The sequence below is a fragment of the Undibacterium sp. WLX3042 genome, assembly GCF_049544825.1.
Classification (GTDB): Bacteria; Pseudomonadota; Gammaproteobacteria; order Burkholderiales; family Burkholderiaceae_D; genus Undibacterium.
The window spans coordinates 2,623,236-2,645,397 of the sequence record NZ_CP186698.1; the positions used below are offsets into that span (position 1 = coordinate 2,623,236).

Below are 22,162 nucleotides of genomic sequence, written 5' to 3' on the forward strand. Positions count from 1 at the left end.
TATCTCTTTAGAATGTACGAGCTTTTGGCTTGAAGGTTTCAACGGTCAGAGGCTTAGTCACGACTGGTTTGTAATCCAGACGATTGCCTTCTGAATACCAGAGGGTATGCTTCATCCAGTTATCATCATCACGTTTTTCATAATCACGGTGAGCATGCGCGCCACGCGATTCTTTACGTGCATTCGCTGATGTGATGGTCGCTTTCGCAGTCTCGATCAGATTATCCAATTCCAGCGCCTCTACACGGGCTGTATTAAACACTTTGGATTTATCTTTAAACGACACATGCTTACGGCGCTCATCAAGCTCCATAATTTCTTTGTAACCTTCTTGCAGCAACTCATCCGTACGGAACACGCCGCAATGCTGCTGCATCGTTTTACGGATCGCATTTGCCACATCCTGAACACGCTCAGAACCAGTGGAATTTTCGATGCGCGACAAGCGCTCCAATGCCAGATCAGCAGCATCGGCAGGCAGATCTTTATTGCTGCGTGCTTTAAGATTGCTCGCAACGATGTGATTACCTGCAGCACGTCCGAAGACCAACAGATCAAGCAGCGAGTTTGTACCCAGACGATTTGCACCATGCACTGAAACGCAGGCACATTCACCGATCGCGTACAAGCCGTTGACAATTTCATTGCTGCCGTTTTTAGTCGTAACGACCTGACCGTGAATATTGGTCGGAATACCGCCCATCTGGTAGTGGATTGTTGGAACGACAGGAATAGGCTCTTTAGTTGCATCCACGTTCGCGAATTTATGTGCAATTTCGAGAATGGAAGGCAAACGTTTCTGAATGGTGTCAGCACCAATATGACGCAGATCCAGCATAACGTGATCTTTATTCGGACCACAGCCACGACCCTCTTTAATTTCCTGATCCATAGAACGGGAAACGAAGTCACGCGGAGCAAGATCTTTCAGTGTCGGCGCATAGCGTTCCATGAAACGCTCGCCCTGGCTATTCACCAGGATACCGCCCTCACCTCGCACCCCCTCAGTAATCAAGACACCCGCGCCTGACACACCGGTAGGATGGAACTGCCAGAACTCCATATCCTGCAAAGGCAGACCTGCACGCGCTGCCATACCCATACCGTCACCGGTATTAATAAATGCATTCGTTGAAGCAGCCCAGATACGGCCAGCACCGCCAGTAGCAAAAATCGTTTGCTTGGCTTCCAGCATCATCACTTCACCTGTTTCCATTTCCAGGGCAACGACACCAAGAACATCACCCTCTGCATCACGGATCAGGTCAATCGCCATCCACTCCACGAAGAAGTGCGTACGGGCACGGACATTACGCTGATACAGCGTATGCAACAATGCGTGACCAGTACGGTCTGCCGCAGCACAGGCGCGCTGAACTGGCTTTTCACCGAAATTTGCAGTGTGCCCACCGAACGGACGCTGATAAATCGTGCCGTCCGCATTGCGGTCAAATGGCATACCAAAGTGCTCAAGCTCATAGACCACTTTCGGTGCTTCGCGACACATGAATTCAATTGCATCCTGATCGCCGAGATAATCCCCGCCCTTGACGGTATCGAACATGTGCCAGAACCAGTTATCCTCAGACATATTACCCAGAGAAGCACCGATACCACCTTGCGCTGCAACCGTGTGAGAACGCGTTGGAAACACCTTAGAGAGCACCGCGACATTCAGACCAGCTTCAGCCAATTGCAACGAAGCACGCATGCCTGAACCACCAGCACCGACGATAACCGCATCAAAACGACGGGTAGGAATTGCGGATTTAATTGCAGCCACTTTTATACTCTCCACAAAATCTGTGCTGCATAACCAGCACTAGCAACGAGCCACAGAATAGTGGCAACCTGAAACACCAGACGGACAAACACGTTGTGAGTCACATAGTCCATCCAGACATCACGCATACCGACCCAGGCGTGATACAACAAGCAGATAACTACGGAGAACGTCGCCAACTTAAACCACTGATGAGCAAAAATTCCGGCCCAACCTTCATAAGTAAAATTACTGCCAGTCAGGAACATCACCAGCAAAAGAACCGTGTACGATGCCATGACAATCGCGGTAACGCGCTGCGCCAGCCAATCCCGCACACCGTAATGTGCACCTACAACGAGGCGCTTAGGGCCAATGTTGTTATTTGCCATTTAAAATACTCCAAACAATTTCAAGCCGATCAAGGCAGCCAAAGAAACACTGACGATCAACACGCTTAAAGCAGATTTACGCGCTGTATGCTTATCCAGACCGTAGTGAAGATCCATAATCAGATGACGCACGCCAGCACAAAAATGATGCAGGTAGGCCCAGACGAGTGCGAGAATAACCAACTTAACAAATACGCCGGAAGTAAAACGCTGCAACTCCGCGAACGACACCTCGGAAGTAACGCTCTTGTCCAACAAATACAGAATGAAGGGCAACAACAAGAACATCAGCATTCCACTAATGCGGTGCAAAATAGAAACCACACCCGCCAGAGGCAAGCGGTATCCAGTTGCATCTACCAGGCGCATCACTCCATAGCGCGGCCTGTTTTTCACTACTTCAGACATAAATAATCTCCCCATTAACTAGTCTGTACAAAAACCCTGCAATTTTCGCTCATTTTGGTGCATTGCACCAACAAAAATGATCGCATTCTGCAAAACTTCTCTATCTTAATACTAATTACAATTACGCGCTGGACCAACTCCGGCGCAAATCTCACAAAAAAACTAACTCAATTCATTCCGGTAATGGTGATTCATGGTCAGATACAAACCGCGTCGCAACTCCACCGGTTTATCACCATAAGTAAAAGAAACGCGTTCAACATTCAGCAATGGCGTTCCCTTCTCCACATGCAGCAGATGTGCAGCGACGTCATCAGCACAGACAGCTCTGATCTGCTCAGACGCACGGATCATGTGAGTTCCGAATTCAGTCTCAAACAAACCGTACATCGGCCCCTTATATTCGTTCAGACGCTCTGCAGTCAGACCTTTGAAGATAGAACCCGGCAACCACAGATCATCCAGAATTGTCGGCACACCTGAAAATGACTGAACCCGGCGAATAAAGACCACGGAATCACCCGATTTAATTTCCAGCAAGCGCGCAACCTCCGCCGGCGCACGCAAACGACGGACTTCGATAATTTGATTTTCCGGATAATGTGGCACACCCTCGTCGGGCGCCAATCTGAGAAAACGAAACTGAGCCCTGGCCTCGTGATGAGTCGCGACAAAAGTGCCCTTCCCCTGGCGACGCACAACCAGGTTTTCAGCAGATAATTCATCGATTGCCTTACGCACAGTTCCCTGGCTGACCTTAAAACGACTCGCCAGCTCCATTTCACTCGGAATAAGCTCGCCCGGCTTCCACTCCCCGGATTGCAAACCCTGAGTGATCAATGCCTTGATTTGCTGATAAAGAGGACTAAAGGTTGGTGCCGCGCCGGCAACCGAACCAGCAACACCAGCACCGGAACTCATTGAGCTCCCCGGATAGATATTGGCATTTGGTGTGATAGAAGTCATAGTCTGCAATTTCACCACAAAAACACCCATCACGTCCACAAATAACTATTAAGTTATATGTCTTATATAAGACATAAGATAGTGATTGACATGGTAAAACATAGAGCCTACACTCGCGTCCGAGCGATTGAAACTGATAGCAATGAAGGCAGAAATCTAGCAAGCATCTACCAGGCAATATAGATCGAATGTCTGCAATGTAAACCGGAATCCACTTGAAAACGTGTAATTTTGGCTGACCAGCAGACAATTTCAGCGGTATCATTGAGTATTTTCCGTTGCGGGCAAGTTTAGCCGTAACATGTTTGAACATCGTTTTTCATACCACCTTTCGGAGATGCATCATGGCGAAATCCCCTATGCGCGTAGCTGTTACCGGCGCTGCCGGCCAAATCGGTTATTCCCTTCTGTTCCGTATCGCTAACGGCGATATGCTTGGCAAAGATCAGCCAGTCATTCTGCAATTACTGGAAATCCCTGACGAAAAAGCACAAAAAGCGCTGAAAGGCGTCATGATGGAAATCGATGACTGCGCATTCCCGCTGCTGGCCGGCATGACTGCTCACAGCGATCCAATGACTGCATTCAAAGATGCTGACGTTGCTCTGCTGGTTGGTGCTCGTCCACGTGGCCCAGGCATGGAACGTAAAGATCTGCTCGAAGCGAATGCGCAAATCTTTACAGTTCAGGGTAAAGCATTGGATGCTGTTGCATCACGCAACGTTAAAGTTCTGGTCGTTGGCAATCCTGCTAACACTAACGCATACATCGCAATGAAATCTGCTCCGAATCTGCCAGCGAAAAACTTCACAGCAATGTTACGTCTGGATCACAACCGTGCGTTGTCTCAAGTTGCTGCAAAAATCGGTAAGCCAGTTGCTGCGATTGAAAAACTCTGCGTATGGGGCAACCACTCGCCGACAATGTACGCCGACTACCGTTTTGCAACTGCTGACGGAGCATCCGTTAAAGATCTGATCAACGATCAGGTCTGGAACAAGGACGTATTCCTGCCAACAGTCGGCAAACGCGGCGCGGCAATCATTGAAGCACGCGGTCTGTCTTCAGCAGCATCGGCAGCAAACGCAGCGATCGATCACGTACGTGACTGGGTTCTGGGCACCAACGGCAAATGGACAACCATGGGCATTCCTTCCGATGGCTCTTATGGCATCCCTGAAGGCACCATGTTCGGCTTCCCTGTGACAACAGAAAACGGCGAATATAAAATCGTTCAAGGCCTGGAAATCGACGAATTCTCCCGCGAACGCATCAACATCACACTCAAAGAATTGCAAGAAGAGCGTGATGGCGTCAAACATCTGGTTGGCTGATGTGATTAAGGCAGAGTTCACTTTAATGTGCGCTCTGCCTGCCAGCAATATACTGCCATAGTCTGATGCATCCTTCTCAAGCCTTATTTCGAGATCAGCTAACACCGGTATTCTTACCGGTTTGCGATCACTATGCAGGTTCAGAAAAGTTAATGCGTAAGTCTATGGCACTCCAGCAAACGCTTGGTGCAGTGTTTGACATCACGTTTGACTGCGAAGATGGTGCCGCAACCGGCAACGAAGCCGGACACTCACAACTGGTGGCAGATCTGCTGACCAGTCAGGAAAATCATTTCAACCGCATCGGCGTCAGAGTACACGACCTTAGCCACGCTGCGTTCGAACAGGATTTATCTGTCATATTGCCCGCCGCAGCACATCGGCTGGCGTATATCGTATTACCCAAAGTTGATTCAGCAGCACAAGTAGCAGACGCGATAAAAAAAATAAATCTGTATGCCGAAAAAGCCGGCAGAAAGCATTTACCCGTTCACGTTCTGATTGAGTCGCACGAAGCACTAGCCAACGTCATGGCAATTGCTTCGATCCCGCAAGTTGAATGCCTGTCATTTGGAATCATGGATTTCGTTTCAGCTCATTTTGGTGCGATCCCCGCTTCTGCAATGCGCTCACCAGGACAATTCGAACACCCTTTAGTGGTTCGAGCAAAACTTGAAATAGCGGCAGCTTGCCATCGTTACGGAAAAGTACCATCACACAATGTAACAACTGAAATCAGGGACTCCAGTATCATCGTCAACGATGCGAAGCGGGCGAAAAATGATTTAGGTTACACGCGCATGTGGAGCATTCATCCGGACCAGATTCAGACCATCGTCACAACAATGACGCCGCAATATGATGAAGTTGCCGAGGCAGCAGATATACTGATGGCCGCTCAACAAAAACAATGGGCGCCGATTCAGTTTCAAGGAAAATTGCATGACAGAGCCAGCTATCGTTACTACTGGACTGTCCTGAAACGTGCTGAATCAGGCGCAATTAATTTGCCAGCAATGGCGCAAGCATTACTCAAAGGAGACTAACTATGAATACCTTGTCACTCCGCATTGCAGGCTTGGTCTTTGCCGCCGGCTTTATCTTCTCGCCATTGGCAGCACACGCTGAGATCGCGAAAAACAAAGCAAAAGTGTCTTCAAAAGCAAGCAAGACCTCGACACATGCAGCCAAAGATGAGGAAGAAGCCGAACCTGACGTGCAATTGCACGCCAGCACTGATTACAAATGTGAGTTAGGTAATTCGCTGACAATGTACAGTAACGCAGATGATCCGCAGCATATCGCTATGCGCTGGAAAAAACGTCTGTACCGCCTGTCACGCGTAGAAACAACGACCGGTGCTAATCGCTTTGAAAATTCGAAAGCGGGTTTTGTCTGGATCGGCATTCCTGCGAAAGGATTGTTACTGGATTCCCGTAAAGGTCTGCAACTTGCAAACGAATGCAAGACTCAACAGCAGGTACTGGCTGAATCGTCAGCAAACGCCGATACTGCCGTACAGACTAAATAAATAATTTTAAGCTTCCCCGGTTCAAGTCCACGCCACCCAATGCAGACACACAACTGTGTATGTATCGGGTGACGTGGAATAGTAGTAAATGTGTTATTTGATCTTTGATTTTTGTAAATAAGGAACAGCCATGAGCCAAAATGCGTATCAAGATGCATTCAAAACCCTGAAAGATTTTAAAATTTCAGACACGAAGAAAGGCAAGTTCTTCTCTTTGCCTGCACTGGAAAAAACCCTGGACGTGAAAATTTCCCGTCTGCCAGTTTCCATTCGCGTGGTTCTGGAATCTGTTCTGCGTAACTGCGACGGTAAAAAAGTTACGGAAGAACACGTAAAACAACTCGCGAACTGGGCACCAACTGCAGCGCGCGTTGATGAAATTCCTTTCGTGGTGTCCCGCGTTGTTCTGCAAGACTTTACCGGCGTTCCACTGCTGGCTGATTTGGCAGCAATGCGTAACGTTGCTGCGGCTCAGGGCAAAAACCCTAAGAAAATCGAGCCGCTGGTACCAGTAGATCTGGTTGTTGACCACTCCGTACAAATCGACCATTTCCGCGAAAAGAAAGCGCTGGATCTGAACATGAAACTGGAATTCTCGCGTAACAACGAGCGCTATCAGTTCATGAAGTGGGGTATGCAGGCATTTGATACATTCGGCGTTGTGCCACCAGGCTTCGGTATCGTGCATCAGGTCAACCTTGAATACCTGGCTCGCGGCGTACACAAAGTCAAAGACGCGAAGAAAAACGAAGTTTACTACCCTGACACACTGGTAGGTACAGACTCTCACACGACTATGATCAACGGTATCGGCGTTGTCGGCTGGGGCGTGGGTGGTATCGAAGCAGAAGCCGGTATGCTGGGTCAGCCAGTCTACTTCCTGACGCCTGATGTTGTCGGTGTGAACCTGACTGGCGCATTGCGTGAAGGTGTGACTGCAACCGACCTGGTACTGACGATCACTGAATTGCTGCGTAAAGCAAAAGTCGTTGGTAAGTTCGTTGAATTCTTCGGCGAAGGCACACGCACATTGTCCCTGACAGACCGTGCGACGATCGCCAACATGGCACCGGAATATGGCGCAACCATGGGCTTCTTCCCGGTTGATGAAGCAACCATCGATTACTTCAAAGGTACAGGCCGTACTAAAGCAGAAATCGACGCATTCGAAGGCTATTTCAAAGCACAGAAAATGTTCGGTATTCCGAAAAAAGGCGACATCGATTACACCACTGAAATCTCACTCGATCTGTCGACAGTTGCTCCATCGCTGGCTGGCCCTAAACGCCCACAGGATCGTATTGAAATTGGTAACGTCAAATCGACTTTTGCTGATCTGTTCTCCAAACCTGTCGCAGAAAATGGCTTCAACAAGAATGCTGAAGACCTGGAAAAAGAGTACACGAATGCAGATGGTGTTAAAGTCAAAAACGGTGATGTTCTGATCGCTGCAATCACTTCCTGCACTAATACTTCAAACCCTAGCGTATTGCTGGCTGCCGGCTTGCTGGCGAAAAAAGCAGTTGAAGCAGGTCTGAAAGTTGCTCCGCATATCAAAACCTCGCTGGCGCCTGGTTCCCGCGTTGTGACGAAATATCTGGAAGCAGCCGGCCTGCTGCCGTACCTGGAAAAACTCGGTTTTGGCGTCACAGCCTACGGTTGCACCACTTGTATCGGTAATGCAGGTGATCTGACACCAGCAATGAACGAAGCTATTGTTGCGAATGACGTTGTTGCAGCGGCCGTATTGTCCGGTAACCGTAACTTTGAAGCACGTATTCACCCGAATATCCGCTCTAACTTCCTGGCATCTCCTCCGCTGGTCGTTGCTTACGCGATTGCTGGTAACGTCACTAAAGATCTGATGACAGAACCAGTTGGCCGCGTAAAAGGCAAAGACATTTTCCTGGGCGACATCTGGCCAACCAGCGCAGAAATTCAAAAAATGATGAAGTTCGCGATGAATGCAAAAACATTCAAAGACAACTACGCGGACGTCAAGGGTGCACCTGGTAAGCTGTGGGAAAACATCAAAGGCGTGGCAGAAGGCGAAGTCTACAACTGGCCAACGTCCACTTATATTGCTGAACCACCATTCTTTGCTGACTTTACCATGGAGCCAAAAGCAGCTGCGACTGGCATCACTGGCGCACGTGCACTGGGCGTATTCGGTGATTCCATCACGACAGACCATATTTCTCCTGCTGGCTCAATCAAAGAATCCAGCCCTGCAGGTAAATGGCTGAAAGAAAATGGTGTATTGAAGGCAGACTTCAACTCCTACGGTTCACGTCGCGGTAACCACGAGATCATGATGCGCGGCACGTTTGCTAACGTACGTATTAAAAACCTGATGATCCCAGCCAAGGAAGACGGTTCCCGCGTTGAAGGTGGCGAGACCCTGTTCCAGCCAACAGGCGAACAGATGTCGATCTACGATGCAGCGATGAAATACATTGCTGAAGGCACACCAACCATGATCTTCGGTGGTGAAGAATATGGTACAGGTTCCTCCCGTGACTGGGCGGCGAAAGGTACACAATTGCTGGGCGTCAAAGCAGTAATCGCACGTTCTTTCGAACGTATTCACCGTTCCAACCTGGTTGGTATGGGTGTATTGCCTCTGCAATTCCTGGGCTCTGACAGCGTTGACTCCTTAGGTATCACAGGCAATGAATCCTTTGATCTGAAAGGCATCGAAAACGATATCAAACCTCAACAGGAAGTGACTCTGGTCATCAAACGTGCAAACGGCGAAACCAAGGAAGTGAAAGTGCTGTTGCGCATCGATACACCGATCGAAGTTGACTACTACAAACACGGCGGTATTCTGCCATTCGTATTGCGTCAATTGTTGTCGGCAGCGTAATGCATCAATGCCGCTGTTAAAACAGCGGCATTGTGAAATAAAAATGGGGTGCACTCCTTCTGGAATGCACCCCATTTTTCATCTGACAGTGCTGCAGATTAAGCAGTATTGCAAGGAAGCTGTAAGCCAGCCGGTTTAATGTAACGCTGTGCCTGAATTATATCTGCCGTGTTGCAGACGGCATTCAAACAATCAGATACCGAAACAGTTTTCAAATTCCCTCAGGAGACAATTATGTGGAAAATTCTCGTTGGCTTTATTATTTTTGCTGCTGCAGCTCTGTTTTTAATTTTCAAAGCGGGCGACAAAGTTGACATGCAAGGCGAAGCGGCTGGTCACAATCCAACTGAAGTTCACTCCGCCTCTGCCAGTGCCGAGACAGCAACGACAGCGCCGGTTGCCGCGCCTGTTCCGGCCAGCGATACCGCCGCCAGCAGCAAATAATTTAGCCGCTCTTCTCTGCATCAATCCGTTAATTTTCAGCATTGATTACTGAGTAAAAAAGGCTGCCTTACTTCAGGCAGCTTTTTTCATTTCCACCAGCGCCTGCTCAATGTCGGCGATCAAATCCTCCGGTTCTTCCAGGCCGATATTAAAGCGTACCAGAATACCTCTGAAATGCCAGCGATCCCGCATCTGCTCAATCCGGTAAGGCAGGCACAGACTGTGCGCGCCGCCCCAGCTAAAACCAATCTTGAATAATTTCAGACTATCGACAAAACGATCTGTCTGCTGCTCAGTATAACGATCATCAAACAGCACTGAGAACAAGCCACCTGCCCCACTGAAATCACGCTTCCAGATCTCATGTCCGGGACAATCGGGCAAAGCAGGATGCAGCACCTTGCCGATCTCCGGGCGCTGAGCCAGCCATGCTGCTATTTCGCGCGCGCCGCGATCATGTGCTTGAAAGCGCAACTTCAGGCTGGGTAAGTTACGCAGCACCAGATACACGTCATCCATGCCCACACCGAATCCCAGGCGCATGTGCGCCAGTTGCATGCGTGTATGTAATTCCTTGTCTCTGGTAATGACGGCACCCATTAACACATCCGAACCACCGCTCTGATATTTCGTCAGCGCCTGCATAATGATATCGACGCCGTGGGAAAACGCCGGAAAGGCGATGCCTGCAGACCAGGTGTTATCGAGCGCAACCACTACCCCTCTGGCATGTGCAGCCGCACAGATCGCCGGAATATCCGGCACCTCCATCGATACTGAGCCCGGCGCTTCGGCCCAGATCAAGCGGGTGTTTTCCTGAATCAGGTCAGCAATGCCGGCACCAATCAGCGGGTCATAGAAACGTGCACTGATACCGTAATTCTGGCTCAGCCAGTTTGCCAGATCACGGTTCGGGTTATAAACGTTATCCGGAATCAGAACATCGTCACCGCTTTTCAGTAATGCCAGATCAATCAGCGTGATCGCCGCCAGCCCACTCGGTACCAACAGGCAATGATTGCCCTGCTCTATCTCTGCCAGCCGGGCCTCCAGCGTGAAACTGGTCGGCGTCCCATGCAGACCATAGGTGTACGAGGATTTATCCTGCCAGCTGCGCGATCTCATCGCTGCGACGCTGTCGAACAACACTGTTGAAGCATGATGAATACCTACCGGGAATGCAGCAAACCCTTCAGGTGCAACATAGGTACTGTGGATTGCGCGCGTCGCAACACCACACATCAGAGATTCTTTTTTTGCCATATAACACCCTTGATTAAGTCAGCAGCATCAGAACAGCTGCACGGATTGCCATGCACAATAAATATACACCCACCAGTATATTTTAAGACCTATATTCGACGCCGAGATACGGTCTATTTATTGAAAAAATGGGGGGAGTATGCATCCAGAGCACCTACTTTGAGACTCTGCGAACAAAATACATACTCATTCAACGTCTGCGCAACATGACATGAAGTATCTCTTCCGGGCGTCAGCACAAATTACTATCGAGCAAAGTCGATTAAAATGTTACCTGCCGTACCGGGCTTCATCTTCATTTGCGCCTGAAGCAGCTTCACTACGGAATCCGTTCGTGATCGCCTGAGCGCCAGAAATACCAGATCATTGACCGCCATGTACACAAGATTAACGCCGCTATTTGTGATGAAATGAATCTTCTCCGTTTGATACTCCGCACCAGCTTACTGATTTACCTGATTCTGATTCCAGTCATCGCAAAAGCAACAGTTACCAAAGTCATCTACTCTGCCGGCGAAGTTCAGAACGAAACACGATTCAGTGACGTCATTGAAATTCTGTGTACCGCACTGGAAAAAACCCGCTCACGATATGGCAATTATGAGTGCATTGCAGACACACAGATCATGCCAAAAAAGCGTGTGTTACAAGAACTGGAAAAATCAGAACACAACATCAATGTCACATGGAACCCAACCTCGGCAGAGCTGGAGCAACGCTTTTCAACGATACGCTTTCCTTTGCGCAAAGGCTTACTCGGCTATCGCGTTCTTCTGATCAACAAAGAAAATCAAGAGAAATTTAATCAGATAAAAACACCGGAAGATCTCAAAAAAGTGAGTCTTGGTCAGGGAGTCGACTGGAATGACAATACGATCTATGAGAACTATGGCATCCGGGTTATTCAGGGAAAATACGCTCAGCTTTTCAAAATGCTGACAGCTAACCGGTTTGATGGATTCCCCCGCGGCGTTGGCGAAATCCTCAACGAATATGAAAAAAATAAAGACCGCAACCCGGAATTGACGATAGAAAAAAATCTGCTGATTTACTATCCGTTTCCTTACTATTTTTTCTTCAACAAACAAGATACGGCGCTGCGTGACAGAATTGAAGCGGGTTTACGTATCATGCAAAAGGATGGCAGCTTCGACGCCATTTTCAACAAATACCATCAAGACGCGATCAATAAGCTGAATTTAAAAGGACGCAACGTAATACGTCTTAACAATCCCTTTTTACCTAAAGATACGCCTATCAACGACATGAAACTCTGGTACGTTCCGACCAGATAACATTTGCCGGACTTATGTATTTTATGAAATCTGGGGGGGGGGAAATATCGATCAATAAAAAAGGCGCTCAAAGCGCCTTTTTTATTTCTTGGTGTGAGTTTTTTTCACTTTTTTCAGAGACTCAGTATCCACAATCTCCAGCGTAAAATCCTGCCGGACATTGCCATCTGCAGATAACCAGATACCGCGCACGGTCTGTCCAGCCAGATCACCATCCCATTGCCCGGAAACGTCAGTCCCGTCCACCGACTCTTCCATACTCAGTCGGTCCGCGGTCACTTCCCCGGCAAGCAAAATTTTCTGACTTTGCTGCGCACCTGCGACAACGATATAACTGCCTTCAACACTATCGCGATCTTCGGTTTTCGGTTGCAATTGCATGCGTACCTGCTTAGCACCCAAGTACCCACGCAATTCTATGGCTCTGGCAAACACGGGATTTGACATCGCACCAGCAGTTTGCAGCTCCTGCGCCTGGACTATTCCTACATACAGGCAAGCAATCAGCGATAGTCCGACTGATAACGTCAACTTCATCAAACTGCCTCACCCCACAAATCATGTGCATCTGCGGCTGTGATCCTGACATCGACGAATTCCCCCACCTTTAGCTTGCGATGCGGCTCAAATGGGGGTTTGACATAAACAACACCGTCAATTTCCGGCGCATCCGCAGACGAGCGGCCAACGCCACCGCTACGATCAAGAGAATCGATCAATACGCGTACGGTTTTACCAATTTTCGCCTGCAAACGTTTTTTGGAAATGTCTTCCTGCAACTCCATCACGCGACGGCGACGATCTTCGCGAACATCATCAGGTAATTGATTTTCTAACTCATTCGCGGTCGCACCTTCTACCGGCGAATAAGCAAAACAACCAAGGCGATCGATTTCGGCTTCTTTCAGGAAATCCAGAAGGTATTCAAATTCTTCTTCCGTCTCACCGGGAAAACCTGCGATAAAGGTTGAGCGTATCGTGATTTCCGGACACATCTCGCGCCAGGCTTTGATACGTTCTATATTTTTTTCGCCACTGGCTGGGCGCTTCATCCGTTTCAGCACATCGGGGTGTGCGTGTTGCAGCGGCACATCCAGATAAGGTAAGACATGACCATTGTTCATGAATGGAATAATCTGATCCACGTGCGGATAAGGATAGACATAATGCAGACGCACCCAGGCATCGTATTGCTTCGCCAGCTCGCCAAGTGCCTCCACCAATTGCGTCATGTGTGTCTTGACTGGCTTACCGTTCCAGAAGCCGGTGCGGAACTTGACGTCCACGCCATAGGCACTGGTATCCTGCGAAATCACCAGCAACTCTTTCACGCCAGCTTTAAACAGGTTTTCCGCTTCCAGCATCACATCCGCGATTGGACGCGACACCAGATCGCCGCGCATAGAAGGAATAATGCAGAAACTGCAGCGATGATTACAACCTTCAGAAATCTTGAGGTAAGCAAAATGCTTAGGTGTCAGCTTCACACCCTGCGCCGGCACCAGATCAATGAAAGGCTCGTGCGGCTTGGGTAAATGCTTGTGTACTGCGTTCATGACCTCACCGAGTGCGTGTGGACCAGTCACTTCCAGCACTTTAGGATGAATAGACTGAATCATATCGTTACCGTCTGCATCCTTTTTCGCACCGAGGCAACCGGTGACGATCACCTTGCCATTTTCGGCCAGTGCTTCTCCAATGGCATCAAGCGACTCCTGAACCGCCGCATCAATAAATCCGCAGGTATTGACGATCACCAGATCTGCACCGTCATAAGACTTCGCAGTGTCATAACCCTCTGCACGAAGCTGGGTCAGGATTTGCTCAGAATCAACCAGCGCCTTCGGGCAACCGAGGGAGACAAATCCAACTTTTGGAGAGTTAGTGGCTTCAGAACGACGTATTTCAGTAATGGACATAGAGTGCGTAAATAACAAAAAGGGTACAAAAGCGAATCCGCCATTGTACCCTTTACCACCTTTTCTTGCCCAGTTTTGCTTGAAATTTCCTGCAAAATCAGGGGGTTAAGCCGCTCAAAGGAAAATGATTTCTTACTTTTTATTGACATCTTCCGGATTAAACGGAAAAACATTGAATATGTTTTTCGCCTGATTTTGCATCTGTTCCTGCATTTGTACGAACAGATTTTTACTTTGATCGATGTAATTACCCATCATGCCTTGCATCATCGGCCCCTGAACGTTCATGAATTGCGTCCACATTTCTGGGCTGAAAGGCTTGCCTTCGTAAATTCCTTTAGAGTTTTCAGCAAGCTTATTCTGAATATCAATGAATGCCTGCACGTTTTTCTCAAGATACGTCCCCATCATTCCCTGCATGGCATGACCGTAGTAACGAATAATCTGAGACAACACAACACTGGAAAACATCGGCGTGCCACCGGCCTCTTCCTCGAGGATGATCTGCAGCAAAATGCTACGCGTCAGATCTTCACCAGTTTTAGCGTCAACGACGGCAAAATCATCGTTTTCTAGTACGAACTGCTTCACATCCACCAGAGTAATATAACTACTTGTCTGCGTATCGTAGAGACGGCGATTCGGATATTTTTTAATCAGATGCTGTGTTGATTTTTTTGCGCTATTCATTGAAATCTCAATTGATAACTTACACGTCCGGCTTCATCGCGAAATCAGATTTCGACAAAATAAAACCAGGACTCATTCAAACAAACGCATGCATTCAGATGTGACTGAATACAGCAATTTGATTGTCCCCTTTTTTTAGCTATTGTTGACGATATTATGTACTGGCAAAAAAATATGCCCACTAAAATCATTGCTTTAGTGAGCATATTCTACCGCATTGCAGTAAAAAAACAGCAGCAAACTTGTTTGAGTTAACAGCGGACAACAAACAAAAATAGCCGCCGGCACTGCATCAGCCCATGTGCAAACCACCGTTAATTGAGAAATCGGAGCCAGTTGCATATCCGCCCTCATCAGAGGCGATCCAGGCGACGATGGATGCAATTTCTTCAGGTTCCGCCAGACGTTTGACCGGAATACCGGATACGATCTTTTCCAGCACATCAGGACGGATCGCTTTCACCATATCGGTACCGACATAACCCGGCGAAACAGTATTGACCGTCACGCCTTTCGTCGCGACTTCCTGCGCCAGCGCCATCGTAAATCCATGAATACCGGCTTTCGCAGTGGAATAATTCGTCTGACCAAACTGCCCTTTTTGACCATTGACTGAAGAGATATTAATGATCCGGCCCCAACCGCGATCCACCATACCTTCAATCACCTGCTTGGTGACATTAAACAAAGAGTTCAGGTTGGTATCGATCACGGCGTCCCAGTCGGTCTTGCTCATTTTCCGGAACTGACCATCACGGGTGATACCGGCGTTATTGACCAGAACATCAATTTCACCAATTTCAGCCTTCACTTTATCGAAAGCAGCTTTAGTCGATTCCCAGTCAGAAACATTACCCTCAGAGGCATGAATATCGAGCCCCTCGGCACGCATATCTGCCAGCCATTTTTCTTTACGTGAAGAGTTCGGACCACAACCTGCGATAACGGTATAGCCCTCTTTACACAAACGCCTGCAAATCGGCGTCCCAATTCCGCCCATACCGCCTGTGACATACGCAACACGTTTTGCCATACTTGTTCTCCTGTTTAAAATTTAGACTGCAGAAATTTCCACAATTACACTAATCCGCTCTCACTTTCACATAGCGTCCGGGCGCCGCTTCGATTTCCGGATATTCTCTGTTTCCTGGTTTTACAGGCGCCTTCACCATTTTTCCGCCATGGTTGGCCAGAAATTCTGCCCATACAGGCCACCAGCTCCCCTGATATTCAGTGGCACCGGACAACCAAGTGTCAGCGCTCTCCACGGTCTCCGGATTGAGCCAGTAGCTGCGCTTTTTCTTCGTAGGAGGATTAACAACGCCGGCAATATGGCCAGAGGCACCAAGCACAAACATGTTTCTTTCTCGGTGGTCTGGATTTAATAAACTGAGCGATGCATACGCCGCTTTCCAGGGCACAATATGATCCTCACGAGAGCCATAAACAAACACTGGAGCATCGATTGATTCTAAAGAGACCCGATTGCCCGCGACAGTCAGCGCATTGGCCAGTCGTAATTTATTTTCAAGATAAGTATTTCTCAGATACCAGCAAAACATTGGTCCCGGCAGGTTTGTGCTGTCCGCGTTCCAATACAAAAGATCAAACGGCGGTGGCGCCTCACCTTTCAGATAGTTCGACTGCACATAACTCCACACCAGATCGTTCGCGCGCAAGCTTGAAAAAGTACTGGCCAGATCACGGCCCGGCATAATGCCTTTCCGTCCGATACTTTGCTCACGCAGCGCCACCTGCATTTCATCTACAAATACGTCAAGCACACCGGTGTCTGAAAAGTCCAGCAAGGTCGTCAACAGTGTCAGGCTACTTGCAGGATGAATCCCCCGCGCTGCCAATACCGCTAGCGCCGTCGAAATAATCGTCCCACCGACACAAAAACCGAAGGCATTTACTTGATCTTGTTTACTAATTGCACGTACGACTTCAAAGGCCTTAATTGCGCCGTCCTCGATGTAATCATCCCATGTCACTTCGGACATGGATTCATCCGGGTTAGCCCAAGACACCAGAAATACCGTATTACCTTGTTCGACGGCATAGCGCACTAGCGAGTTCTCGGGCTGCAAATCCAGAATGTAATATTTATTAATACAAGGTGGGATCATCAGCAATGGTCGCTGATGAACTGTCTTCGTCAGAGGAGTATATTGAATCAACTGAAATAAACGGTTTTCAAAAACCACTTTACCTTCCGTTGTCGCCACATTTTTACCTACCTCAAATGCAGACTCATCGGTTTGCGAAATGCGCCCTTTTTGCATATCCGCAAGCATCTGACTGATACCTCTGGCCAGACTCTCGCCTTTGCTTTCGATCAGCCTGGACTGTGCCTCGGGGTTCGTGACCAGAAAATTCGCAGGCGACATCGCATCGATCATTTGCTGCACCGCAAAACTGATTTTTTGTTTGATTTTGTGCGGCGCTTCAACTGCCTCAGCAATTGCCATCAAAAAACGGGCATTCAGTAAATAACTCGCGGCGCTGTATGCATGCATCGCGTGTTTCTGCCAGTCCGTCGCAGAGAAACGTTTATCGTTTAATTCAGGTAATTTTGAAACAGCAAAATCTTGCCATAAATGCCCGAATTCCTGCATATATTCACTCTGCAGGCGTGTCAGAACGGCAGGGTCTATCTTTCCGCCGATATCTTTTAATACATCTGCCACCGGCATTTCAGCCATAGCCTTTACGGGCCGGGCCCACTCCTGCCATGATGCCTGACTTCCCAACTGTGACATCCATTCGGAGTACATAGCTTGAGGATCGAAAGTCTTCATGCGAGTCTCCTGATTTTCGCGTATCGTTTCAAGTTAATTATTGAATGTCCTGCCGTCCTGTATTTCATTTACTTGCCGGACAGCCTGAATGCAGAAAGAAATTGTATGTACATTGTCGCAATCGCCTGGATCTATGTTGTTTTGCTGATGGCTATGACAGAACCTTCATTTATCGCGGGATGCATGACTTTTATCATGTACTGTGTTTTTCCTTTGTCTATTGTTTTATACCTGATGCGCGCCCCCCAACGCAAGCATAAGCATTCAGAAAATCAAGCTGCACCGCAGCAATCAAACCATGGTGAACAGCAGCCAGATATATAAGCCAACGGTTTATACATTGGTGGGATCAAGCCAAATCAGACTCATCATTCGTCCTGTCGCACCATCGCGCCGATATGAATAAAAGTTTTCCTCATCGGTGAAGGTGCAATAGTTGCCACCGAAAATATCATGGACGCCTTCAAGCGACAAAATTTCTCTCGCCAGCTGATAGATATCCGCAAAATATTTTTCCTGCCCACCAGAAGGTGTACTTCTACGAAAGCAGTGTACAAAATTTCCACCAGTAGATGCAAAAACATCAACAACATCTTGACCAACCTCAAAGGCGTCCGGACCAATCGCCGCCCCCATCCATGCAAAAATACGCTGGGCTCCCCGGAGGCGCATTTGGGCAACGGTATTCTGTAGCACCCCACTCGCCAATCCACGCCAACCTGCATGCGCAGCAGCCACAACGATCCCGTTTTCGTCACAAAACAGAACAGGCAAACAATCTGCAGTAAGAACAGCACACACTTTTCCGGCGACGGAACTGATAACTGCATCTGCCTCCGCTCCGCACTCCAGGACCGCAGCATCTACGACGATATTACCGTGAACTTGTGATGGCAATATGACATCGGATGGCAGGTGTGCATTTATTTTTGCGCGATTTTCAAGTACCGCCGCAGGGTGATCCTGAACATGTAGCCCGAGGTTCATCCCGCATACTCCGAGAGTGTTTCCGTATACCCCGGAACTCACGCCACCGCTGCGTAAAGTCGAAAATGCTTTTACCGACAATGGAACACCGTACCAGTCAGGCTGAATTACCGGAAACGGTAAGGTATTGTGAGGCTTACGATTCATGGCAAGGAAATTCCAGCCTCGTTCAGCAATTGAAGAAAATCATCGGCAACAGCCACTTCCCACTCGACGTGCTCCCCTGACTGCGGATGAATGAAACCCAGTTTTCTCGCTTGCAGAGCTTGTCGAGGGAAAAACCGTGCCAGATGCTGTTTGCCATACAAAGGATCTCCAACCAGAGGAAATCCCAAGGAGTGCATATGTACACGGATTTGATGGGTACGACCGGTTTCCAGCTGGCATGCGATCAGGCTGACGGGAAATTTTTCCAACATTCCGGTTGCGACACGCTGAAAATGCGTGACCGCAGGTTTGGCTGAAATACTTCGGGAAACAGCCATCTTGATACGATCACGTGGATGCCTTGCCATCGGTGCATCAACGGTACCGGAAACGTTAGGCGTTCCCCATACCAACGCAAAGTATTCGCGCTTCACGCTGCGGTCCTGCAGTTGACGCACCAGATCCGTGTGAGCGATGAGCGTTTTGGCAACGACCATTAATCCCGACGTGTCTTTATCCAGTCGATGAACAATGCCGGCCCGTGGCACACCTGCCAATTCAGGCCAGCGGAACAACAGGCCGTTCAATAAAGTTCCCGACCAATTACCCGCAGCCGGATGCACTACAAGTCCGGCAGGTTTATTCACAACGATGACGGACTCATCCTCATAGACAATATCGAGAGGGATGTCTTCGGGTGAAAAAGCGCCGTCATCGGGAGCTGCCTGCGGTTCTATAATAATTTTTTCATCACCAAGCATCGTCATTTTGGCGCGCCCCGGCTTGCCGTCAACGGTAACAAAACCGTCTTCTATCCATTGCTGTATCCGGCTACGAGAATATTCAGGAACCAGTTTTGATATGGTTTTATCCAGCCTCTCGCCGCATGCAGCTGAAGTTAGCTTTAATTCTATATTTTCTGCTGCTGACGAGAAGTCCTCATCTATTTCTGCGCTGTCAACGGCCATATCAAAATCGGCGTCAACATCAGAATCTGACAAAATCACTGTTGTAGTTGGTTTCACATTTTTTGTCATCGGCTATAATCCGTAAATTGTTTTTATGCTCAAGCACATATCTATGCACATTAAATCTTTAAAATTGCTGGTTCTGGCGATGGCCGCGTCGTTGACTTTAAGCGGCTGCGGGGCTTTTGGTGACAAGGGCGACGAGACCAGAACATGGTCCGCATCAAAATTATACGCTGAAGCAAAAGATGAAATGGCGAATGGCGGATATGAAAAAGCAATTCAGTACTTCGAAAAACTGGAATCGCGCTTCCCCTTCGGTACCTACGCCCAGCAGGCACAGATGGAAACCGCTTATGCTTACTATAAACAAGGCGATCAGGTTCAGGCTCTGGCTGCGGTAGAGAGATTCATTAAGTTGCATCCGAATCACAGTCATGTCGATTATATGTATTACCTGCGCGGTCTGATTAATTTTAATGATCAACTGGGCTTCCTCAATTTCCTGGCAAACCAGGACATTACTGAACGTGATCCAAAAGCTTCGCGCGATTCTTTTGACGCATTCAAACAATTGGTCACACAATTTCCTGACAGCCAATACACGCCGGACGCCATCTCACGCATGAAATACTTGGTGAATGCTTTGGCACAGTACGATGTGCACGTTGCACGCTACTATGTCCGCCGCGGAGCTTATCTGGCAGCAGCCAACCGTGCTCAGGCAGCCATCACCGAGTATCCTGATGCTCCGGCAATTGAAGAGGCAATGTTTTTACTGGTGAAATCTTATGATGCGATGGGAATGACTGCATTACGCGACGATGCAAACCGAGTATTCATGAAAAATTTCCCTAATAGCACTTACCTGTCAGGCAAAGCAAAAAACAAACCGGCATGGTGGAAATTCTGGTCCTGAAATAGAGAAGCTTAAAATAAAAAAAGCCGGTCAGAGATCGGCTTTTTCTTATTTTTACTATCCCCCTGCTACGTCAGCTCCTCTGTTTTGCGTCTGAACACCCAGCGCCCTTTTTCTGAAGACTCCTCGTCGTATGCATAACCTTCTGTATTAAAACTCTTCAATGACTCCGGATCAGAAATTGCATTTTCAGCGCAATAACGTGCCATCAATCCGCGCGCGCGCTTAGCGTAAAAAGAAATGATTTTGTAGCGACCGTTTTTCCAGTCCTGAAAAACAGGATTGATAATATCCGCATTCAGTATGGCAGGTTTCACAACCTTAAAATACTCGTCCGATGCCAGATTAACTAATACGTTCGTATTTACAGACACTAATTGCGTGTTCAATATTTCAGTAACTTTTTGCCCCCAGAATTGATACAGATTTTTACCATGCGGAGTTATTAAAGACGTTCCCATCTCCAAGCGGTATGCCTGTAACTGATCCATAGGTCGCAGTACCCCATACAAACCAGATAAAATCCGCACATGCCTCTGCAGATAAGACAAATGATGTTTCTTAAGGCTGCCCGCATTCAATCCTTCGTATACATCTCCATTGAATGCAAAAACTGCTGGCCTGACCAAGTCAGCACCTGGAGTTTTAGTCCATGACCGGAAACGATCCACATTTAAACGTGCCAGGGCTGGTGAAATTTCCATCAGTTTAATCAAATCCAGTTCGGATAAACCTCTCGCGATGGAAACCAATTCTTCCGCTTCGTCCAGAAGCTCAGGTATTGTGGAAATATTTGTGGGAACCGGGGTCTGAAAATCAAGACTTTTTGCTGGTGATAATACAATAAGCATAAAAATTTACGAGAATAAACACAATGACCGCAATCATACCCAAGCACATCATCATTGACACCAACGTATGCCTGGATTTATTCGTTTTCAATGATCAGCGCTGGTTGAACATTCTTGGCGGACTCAAAAATGGACATTTAAAAGCTGTCACCCGCGCAGACTGTCGTGAGGAATGGCTGGCAGTACTGAAGTATCCGCATTTACCCGTGAATCAGGACAACCTGGCAGATATTTGCCGGCAATTCGATCTCTTCATTGAGTGTGTCGCGCCCCCGTTAAAAGCAGATATACGATTGCCGGTGTGCAGCGATAAAGATGATCAGAAATTTCTTGAAATCGCACGGGATAGTTCAGCCGCCACACTCATCACTAAAGATAAGGCACTGCTCAAGTTGGCCAGAAAAATACGCAAAGCCGGACTTTTTTCAATAGAAACGCCTGAGCAGTTTTTAGTCACATGGGCCGGTGAAAACAGCAAAACCAACGACAATCAAGCAAAACAATGATAAATTTTATTCCCGTAGATCATTCTTAGATAAAGTCCTGCTACTATGTTGTGGAGACTAAAAATGCAATTTACAGGCAGAAATAAAGATTGCTGAAAATAGGATTGCAC

The 22,162-nt window shown here is 48.0% G+C and carries 22 protein-coding genes; 9 read left to right on the plus strand and 13 right to left on the minus strand.

Annotation, left to right across the window (positions count from 1 at the left end; genetic code table 11):
- Nucleotides 1-7 precede the first annotated feature (7 nt).
- The 4 genes from sdhA to ACPAOP_RS11860 all read right to left on the minus strand — a co-directional run bounded on the left by sdhA (nt 8) and on the right by ACPAOP_RS11860 (nt 3,483).
- Complete coding sequence (gene sdhA / locus ACPAOP_RS11845; protein ID WP_423681669.1) at nt 8-1,783, minus strand: succinate dehydrogenase flavoprotein subunit; 1,776 nt, start codon at nt 1,781-1,783, stop codon at nt 8-10.
- A gap of 2 nt (nt 1,784-1,785) precedes the next feature.
- Nucleotides 1,786-2,154 carry a succinate dehydrogenase, hydrophobic membrane anchor protein gene (gene sdhD, locus ACPAOP_RS11850; RefSeq protein ID WP_423681668.1) on the minus strand — a complete coding sequence of 123 codons (369 nt, stop codon included), beginning with the start codon at nt 2,152-2,154 and terminating at the stop codon, nt 1,786-1,788.
- Nucleotides 2,155-2,562: a succinate dehydrogenase, cytochrome b556 subunit gene (sdhC, locus tag ACPAOP_RS11855; protein ID WP_186885511.1), complete on the minus strand. Its 408-nt coding sequence runs from the start codon at nt 2,560-2,562 to the stop codon at nt 2,155-2,157.
- 162 nt (nt 2,563-2,724) lie between these two features.
- Nucleotides 2,725-3,483 carry a GntR family transcriptional regulator gene (locus ACPAOP_RS11860; protein WP_423708165.1) on the minus strand — a complete coding sequence of 253 codons (759 nt, stop codon included), beginning with the start codon at nt 3,481-3,483 and terminating at the stop codon, nt 2,725-2,727.
- A gap of 389 nt (nt 3,484-3,872) precedes the next feature.
- Between ACPAOP_RS11860 and ACPAOP_RS11865 the strand changes: the two genes are divergently transcribed.
- The 5 genes from ACPAOP_RS11865 (at nt 3,873) to ACPAOP_RS11885 (ending at nt 9,706) form a co-directional block, all read left to right on the plus strand.
- Nucleotides 3,873-4,862, plus strand: coding sequence for a malate dehydrogenase (locus ACPAOP_RS11865; protein WP_423681667.1), 990 nt, complete (start codon nt 3,873-3,875; stop codon nt 4,860-4,862).
- A gap of 65 nt (nt 4,863-4,927) precedes the next feature.
- Nucleotides 4,928-5,908, plus strand: a complete 981-nt coding sequence (locus ACPAOP_RS11870) for an HpcH/HpaI aldolase/citrate lyase family protein (RefSeq protein WP_423708166.1) — start codon at nt 4,928-4,930, stop codon at nt 5,906-5,908.
- A gap of 2 nt (nt 5,909-5,910) precedes the next feature.
- On the plus strand, nt 5,911-6,393 hold the full coding sequence (locus tag ACPAOP_RS11875; RefSeq protein WP_423708168.1) for a hypothetical protein: 483 nt from the start codon (nt 5,911-5,913) through the stop codon (nt 6,391-6,393).
- 130 nt (nt 6,394-6,523) lie between these two features.
- Nucleotides 6,524-9,262 (plus strand): aconitate hydratase AcnA, encoded by a 2,739-nt coding sequence (gene acnA / locus ACPAOP_RS11880; RefSeq protein WP_423681663.1) that lies wholly within the window; start codon nt 6,524-6,526, stop codon nt 9,260-9,262.
- 234 nt (nt 9,263-9,496) lie between these two features.
- Nucleotides 9,497-9,706, plus strand: a complete 210-nt coding sequence (locus ACPAOP_RS11885; RefSeq protein ID WP_423708169.1) for a hypothetical protein — start codon at nt 9,497-9,499, stop codon at nt 9,704-9,706.
- 72 nt (nt 9,707-9,778) lie between these two features.
- On the opposite strand, the gene ACPAOP_RS11890 is transcribed toward ACPAOP_RS11885, so the two are convergent.
- Nucleotides 9,779-10,969, minus strand: coding sequence for a cystathionine beta-lyase (locus tag ACPAOP_RS11890; RefSeq protein WP_423708170.1), 1,191 nt, complete (start codon nt 10,967-10,969; stop codon nt 9,779-9,781).
- 410 nt (nt 10,970-11,379) lie between these two features.
- Here ACPAOP_RS11890 and ACPAOP_RS11895 point away from each other — a divergent pair, with 410 nt between their 5' ends.
- The gene (locus ACPAOP_RS11895) at nt 11,380-12,264 is read left to right on the plus strand and encodes an amino acid ABC transporter substrate-binding protein (protein WP_423708171.1); all 885 of its coding nucleotides are present in this window, start codon (nt 11,380-11,382) and stop codon (nt 12,262-12,264) included.
- Between the two features lie 81 nt (nt 12,265-12,345).
- Here the strand turns inward: ACPAOP_RS11895 and ACPAOP_RS11900 are convergent, their stop codons facing one another.
- The 5 genes from ACPAOP_RS11900 to phaC form a co-directional block, all read right to left on the minus strand.
- Entirely contained in the window at nt 12,346-12,801 is a 456-nt protein-coding gene (locus ACPAOP_RS11900) for a hypothetical protein (protein WP_423681658.1), read from the minus strand.
- Entirely contained in the window at nt 12,801-14,183 is a 1,383-nt protein-coding gene (gene rimO / locus ACPAOP_RS11905; protein WP_423681657.1) for a 30S ribosomal protein S12 methylthiotransferase RimO, read from the minus strand. Before rimO ends, ACPAOP_RS11900 begins: the two co-directional genes overlap by 1 nt.
- 132 nt (nt 14,184-14,315) lie before the next feature.
- Complete coding sequence (phaR, locus tag ACPAOP_RS11910) at nt 14,316-14,873, minus strand: polyhydroxyalkanoate synthesis repressor PhaR (RefSeq protein WP_423681656.1); 558 nt, start codon at nt 14,871-14,873, stop codon at nt 14,316-14,318.
- A 292-nt stretch (nt 14,874-15,165) separates the two neighbouring features.
- Nucleotides 15,166-15,906 carry a 3-ketoacyl-ACP reductase gene (locus ACPAOP_RS11915; RefSeq protein WP_423681655.1) on the minus strand — a complete coding sequence of 247 codons (741 nt, stop codon included), beginning with the start codon at nt 15,904-15,906 and terminating at the stop codon, nt 15,166-15,168.
- Between the two features lie 49 nt (nt 15,907-15,955).
- A complete protein-coding gene (phaC, locus tag ACPAOP_RS11920; protein WP_423708173.1) occupies nt 15,956-17,674 on the minus strand; it encodes a class I poly(R)-hydroxyalkanoic acid synthase in 1,719 nt (572 codons plus the stop codon).
- Nucleotides 17,675-17,779: 105 nt separating this feature from the next.
- Here phaC and ACPAOP_RS11925 point away from each other — a divergent pair, with 105 nt between their 5' ends.
- Nucleotides 17,780-17,998 carry a hypothetical protein gene (locus ACPAOP_RS11925; protein WP_423681653.1) on the plus strand — a complete coding sequence of 73 codons (219 nt, stop codon included), beginning with the start codon at nt 17,780-17,782 and terminating at the stop codon, nt 17,996-17,998.
- Between the two features lie 9 nt (nt 17,999-18,007).
- On the opposite strand, the gene pgeF is transcribed toward ACPAOP_RS11925, so the two are convergent.
- The gene (gene pgeF, locus ACPAOP_RS11930) at nt 18,008-18,808 is read right to left on the minus strand and encodes a peptidoglycan editing factor PgeF (RefSeq protein WP_423708174.1); all 801 of its coding nucleotides are present in this window, start codon (nt 18,806-18,808) and stop codon (nt 18,008-18,010) included.
- A complete protein-coding gene (locus ACPAOP_RS11935) occupies nt 18,805-19,776 on the minus strand; it encodes an RluA family pseudouridine synthase (RefSeq protein ID WP_423710013.1) in 972 nt (323 codons plus the stop codon). Before ACPAOP_RS11935 ends, pgeF begins: the two co-directional genes overlap by 4 nt.
- Nucleotides 19,777-19,888: 112 nt before the next feature.
- Here ACPAOP_RS11935 and ACPAOP_RS11940 point away from each other — a divergent pair, with 112 nt between their 5' ends.
- Nucleotides 19,889-20,695 carry an outer membrane protein assembly factor BamD gene (locus tag ACPAOP_RS11940; RefSeq protein WP_423681650.1) on the plus strand — a complete coding sequence of 269 codons (807 nt, stop codon included), beginning with the start codon at nt 19,889-19,891 and terminating at the stop codon, nt 20,693-20,695.
- A 68-nt stretch (nt 20,696-20,763) separates the two neighbouring features.
- Here the strand turns inward: ACPAOP_RS11940 and yaaA are convergent, their stop codons facing one another.
- Nucleotides 20,764-21,546 (minus strand): peroxide stress protein YaaA, encoded by a 783-nt coding sequence (gene yaaA, locus ACPAOP_RS11945; RefSeq protein WP_423681649.1) that lies wholly within the window; start codon nt 21,544-21,546, stop codon nt 20,764-20,766.
- A 23-nt stretch (nt 21,547-21,569) separates the two neighbouring features.
- Here yaaA and ACPAOP_RS11950 point away from each other — a divergent pair, with 23 nt between their 5' ends.
- Nucleotides 21,570-22,052 carry a putative toxin-antitoxin system toxin component, PIN family gene (locus tag ACPAOP_RS11950; RefSeq protein WP_423681648.1) on the plus strand — a complete coding sequence of 161 codons (483 nt, stop codon included), beginning with the start codon at nt 21,570-21,572 and terminating at the stop codon, nt 22,050-22,052.
- Nucleotides 22,053-22,162 lie beyond the last annotated feature (110 nt).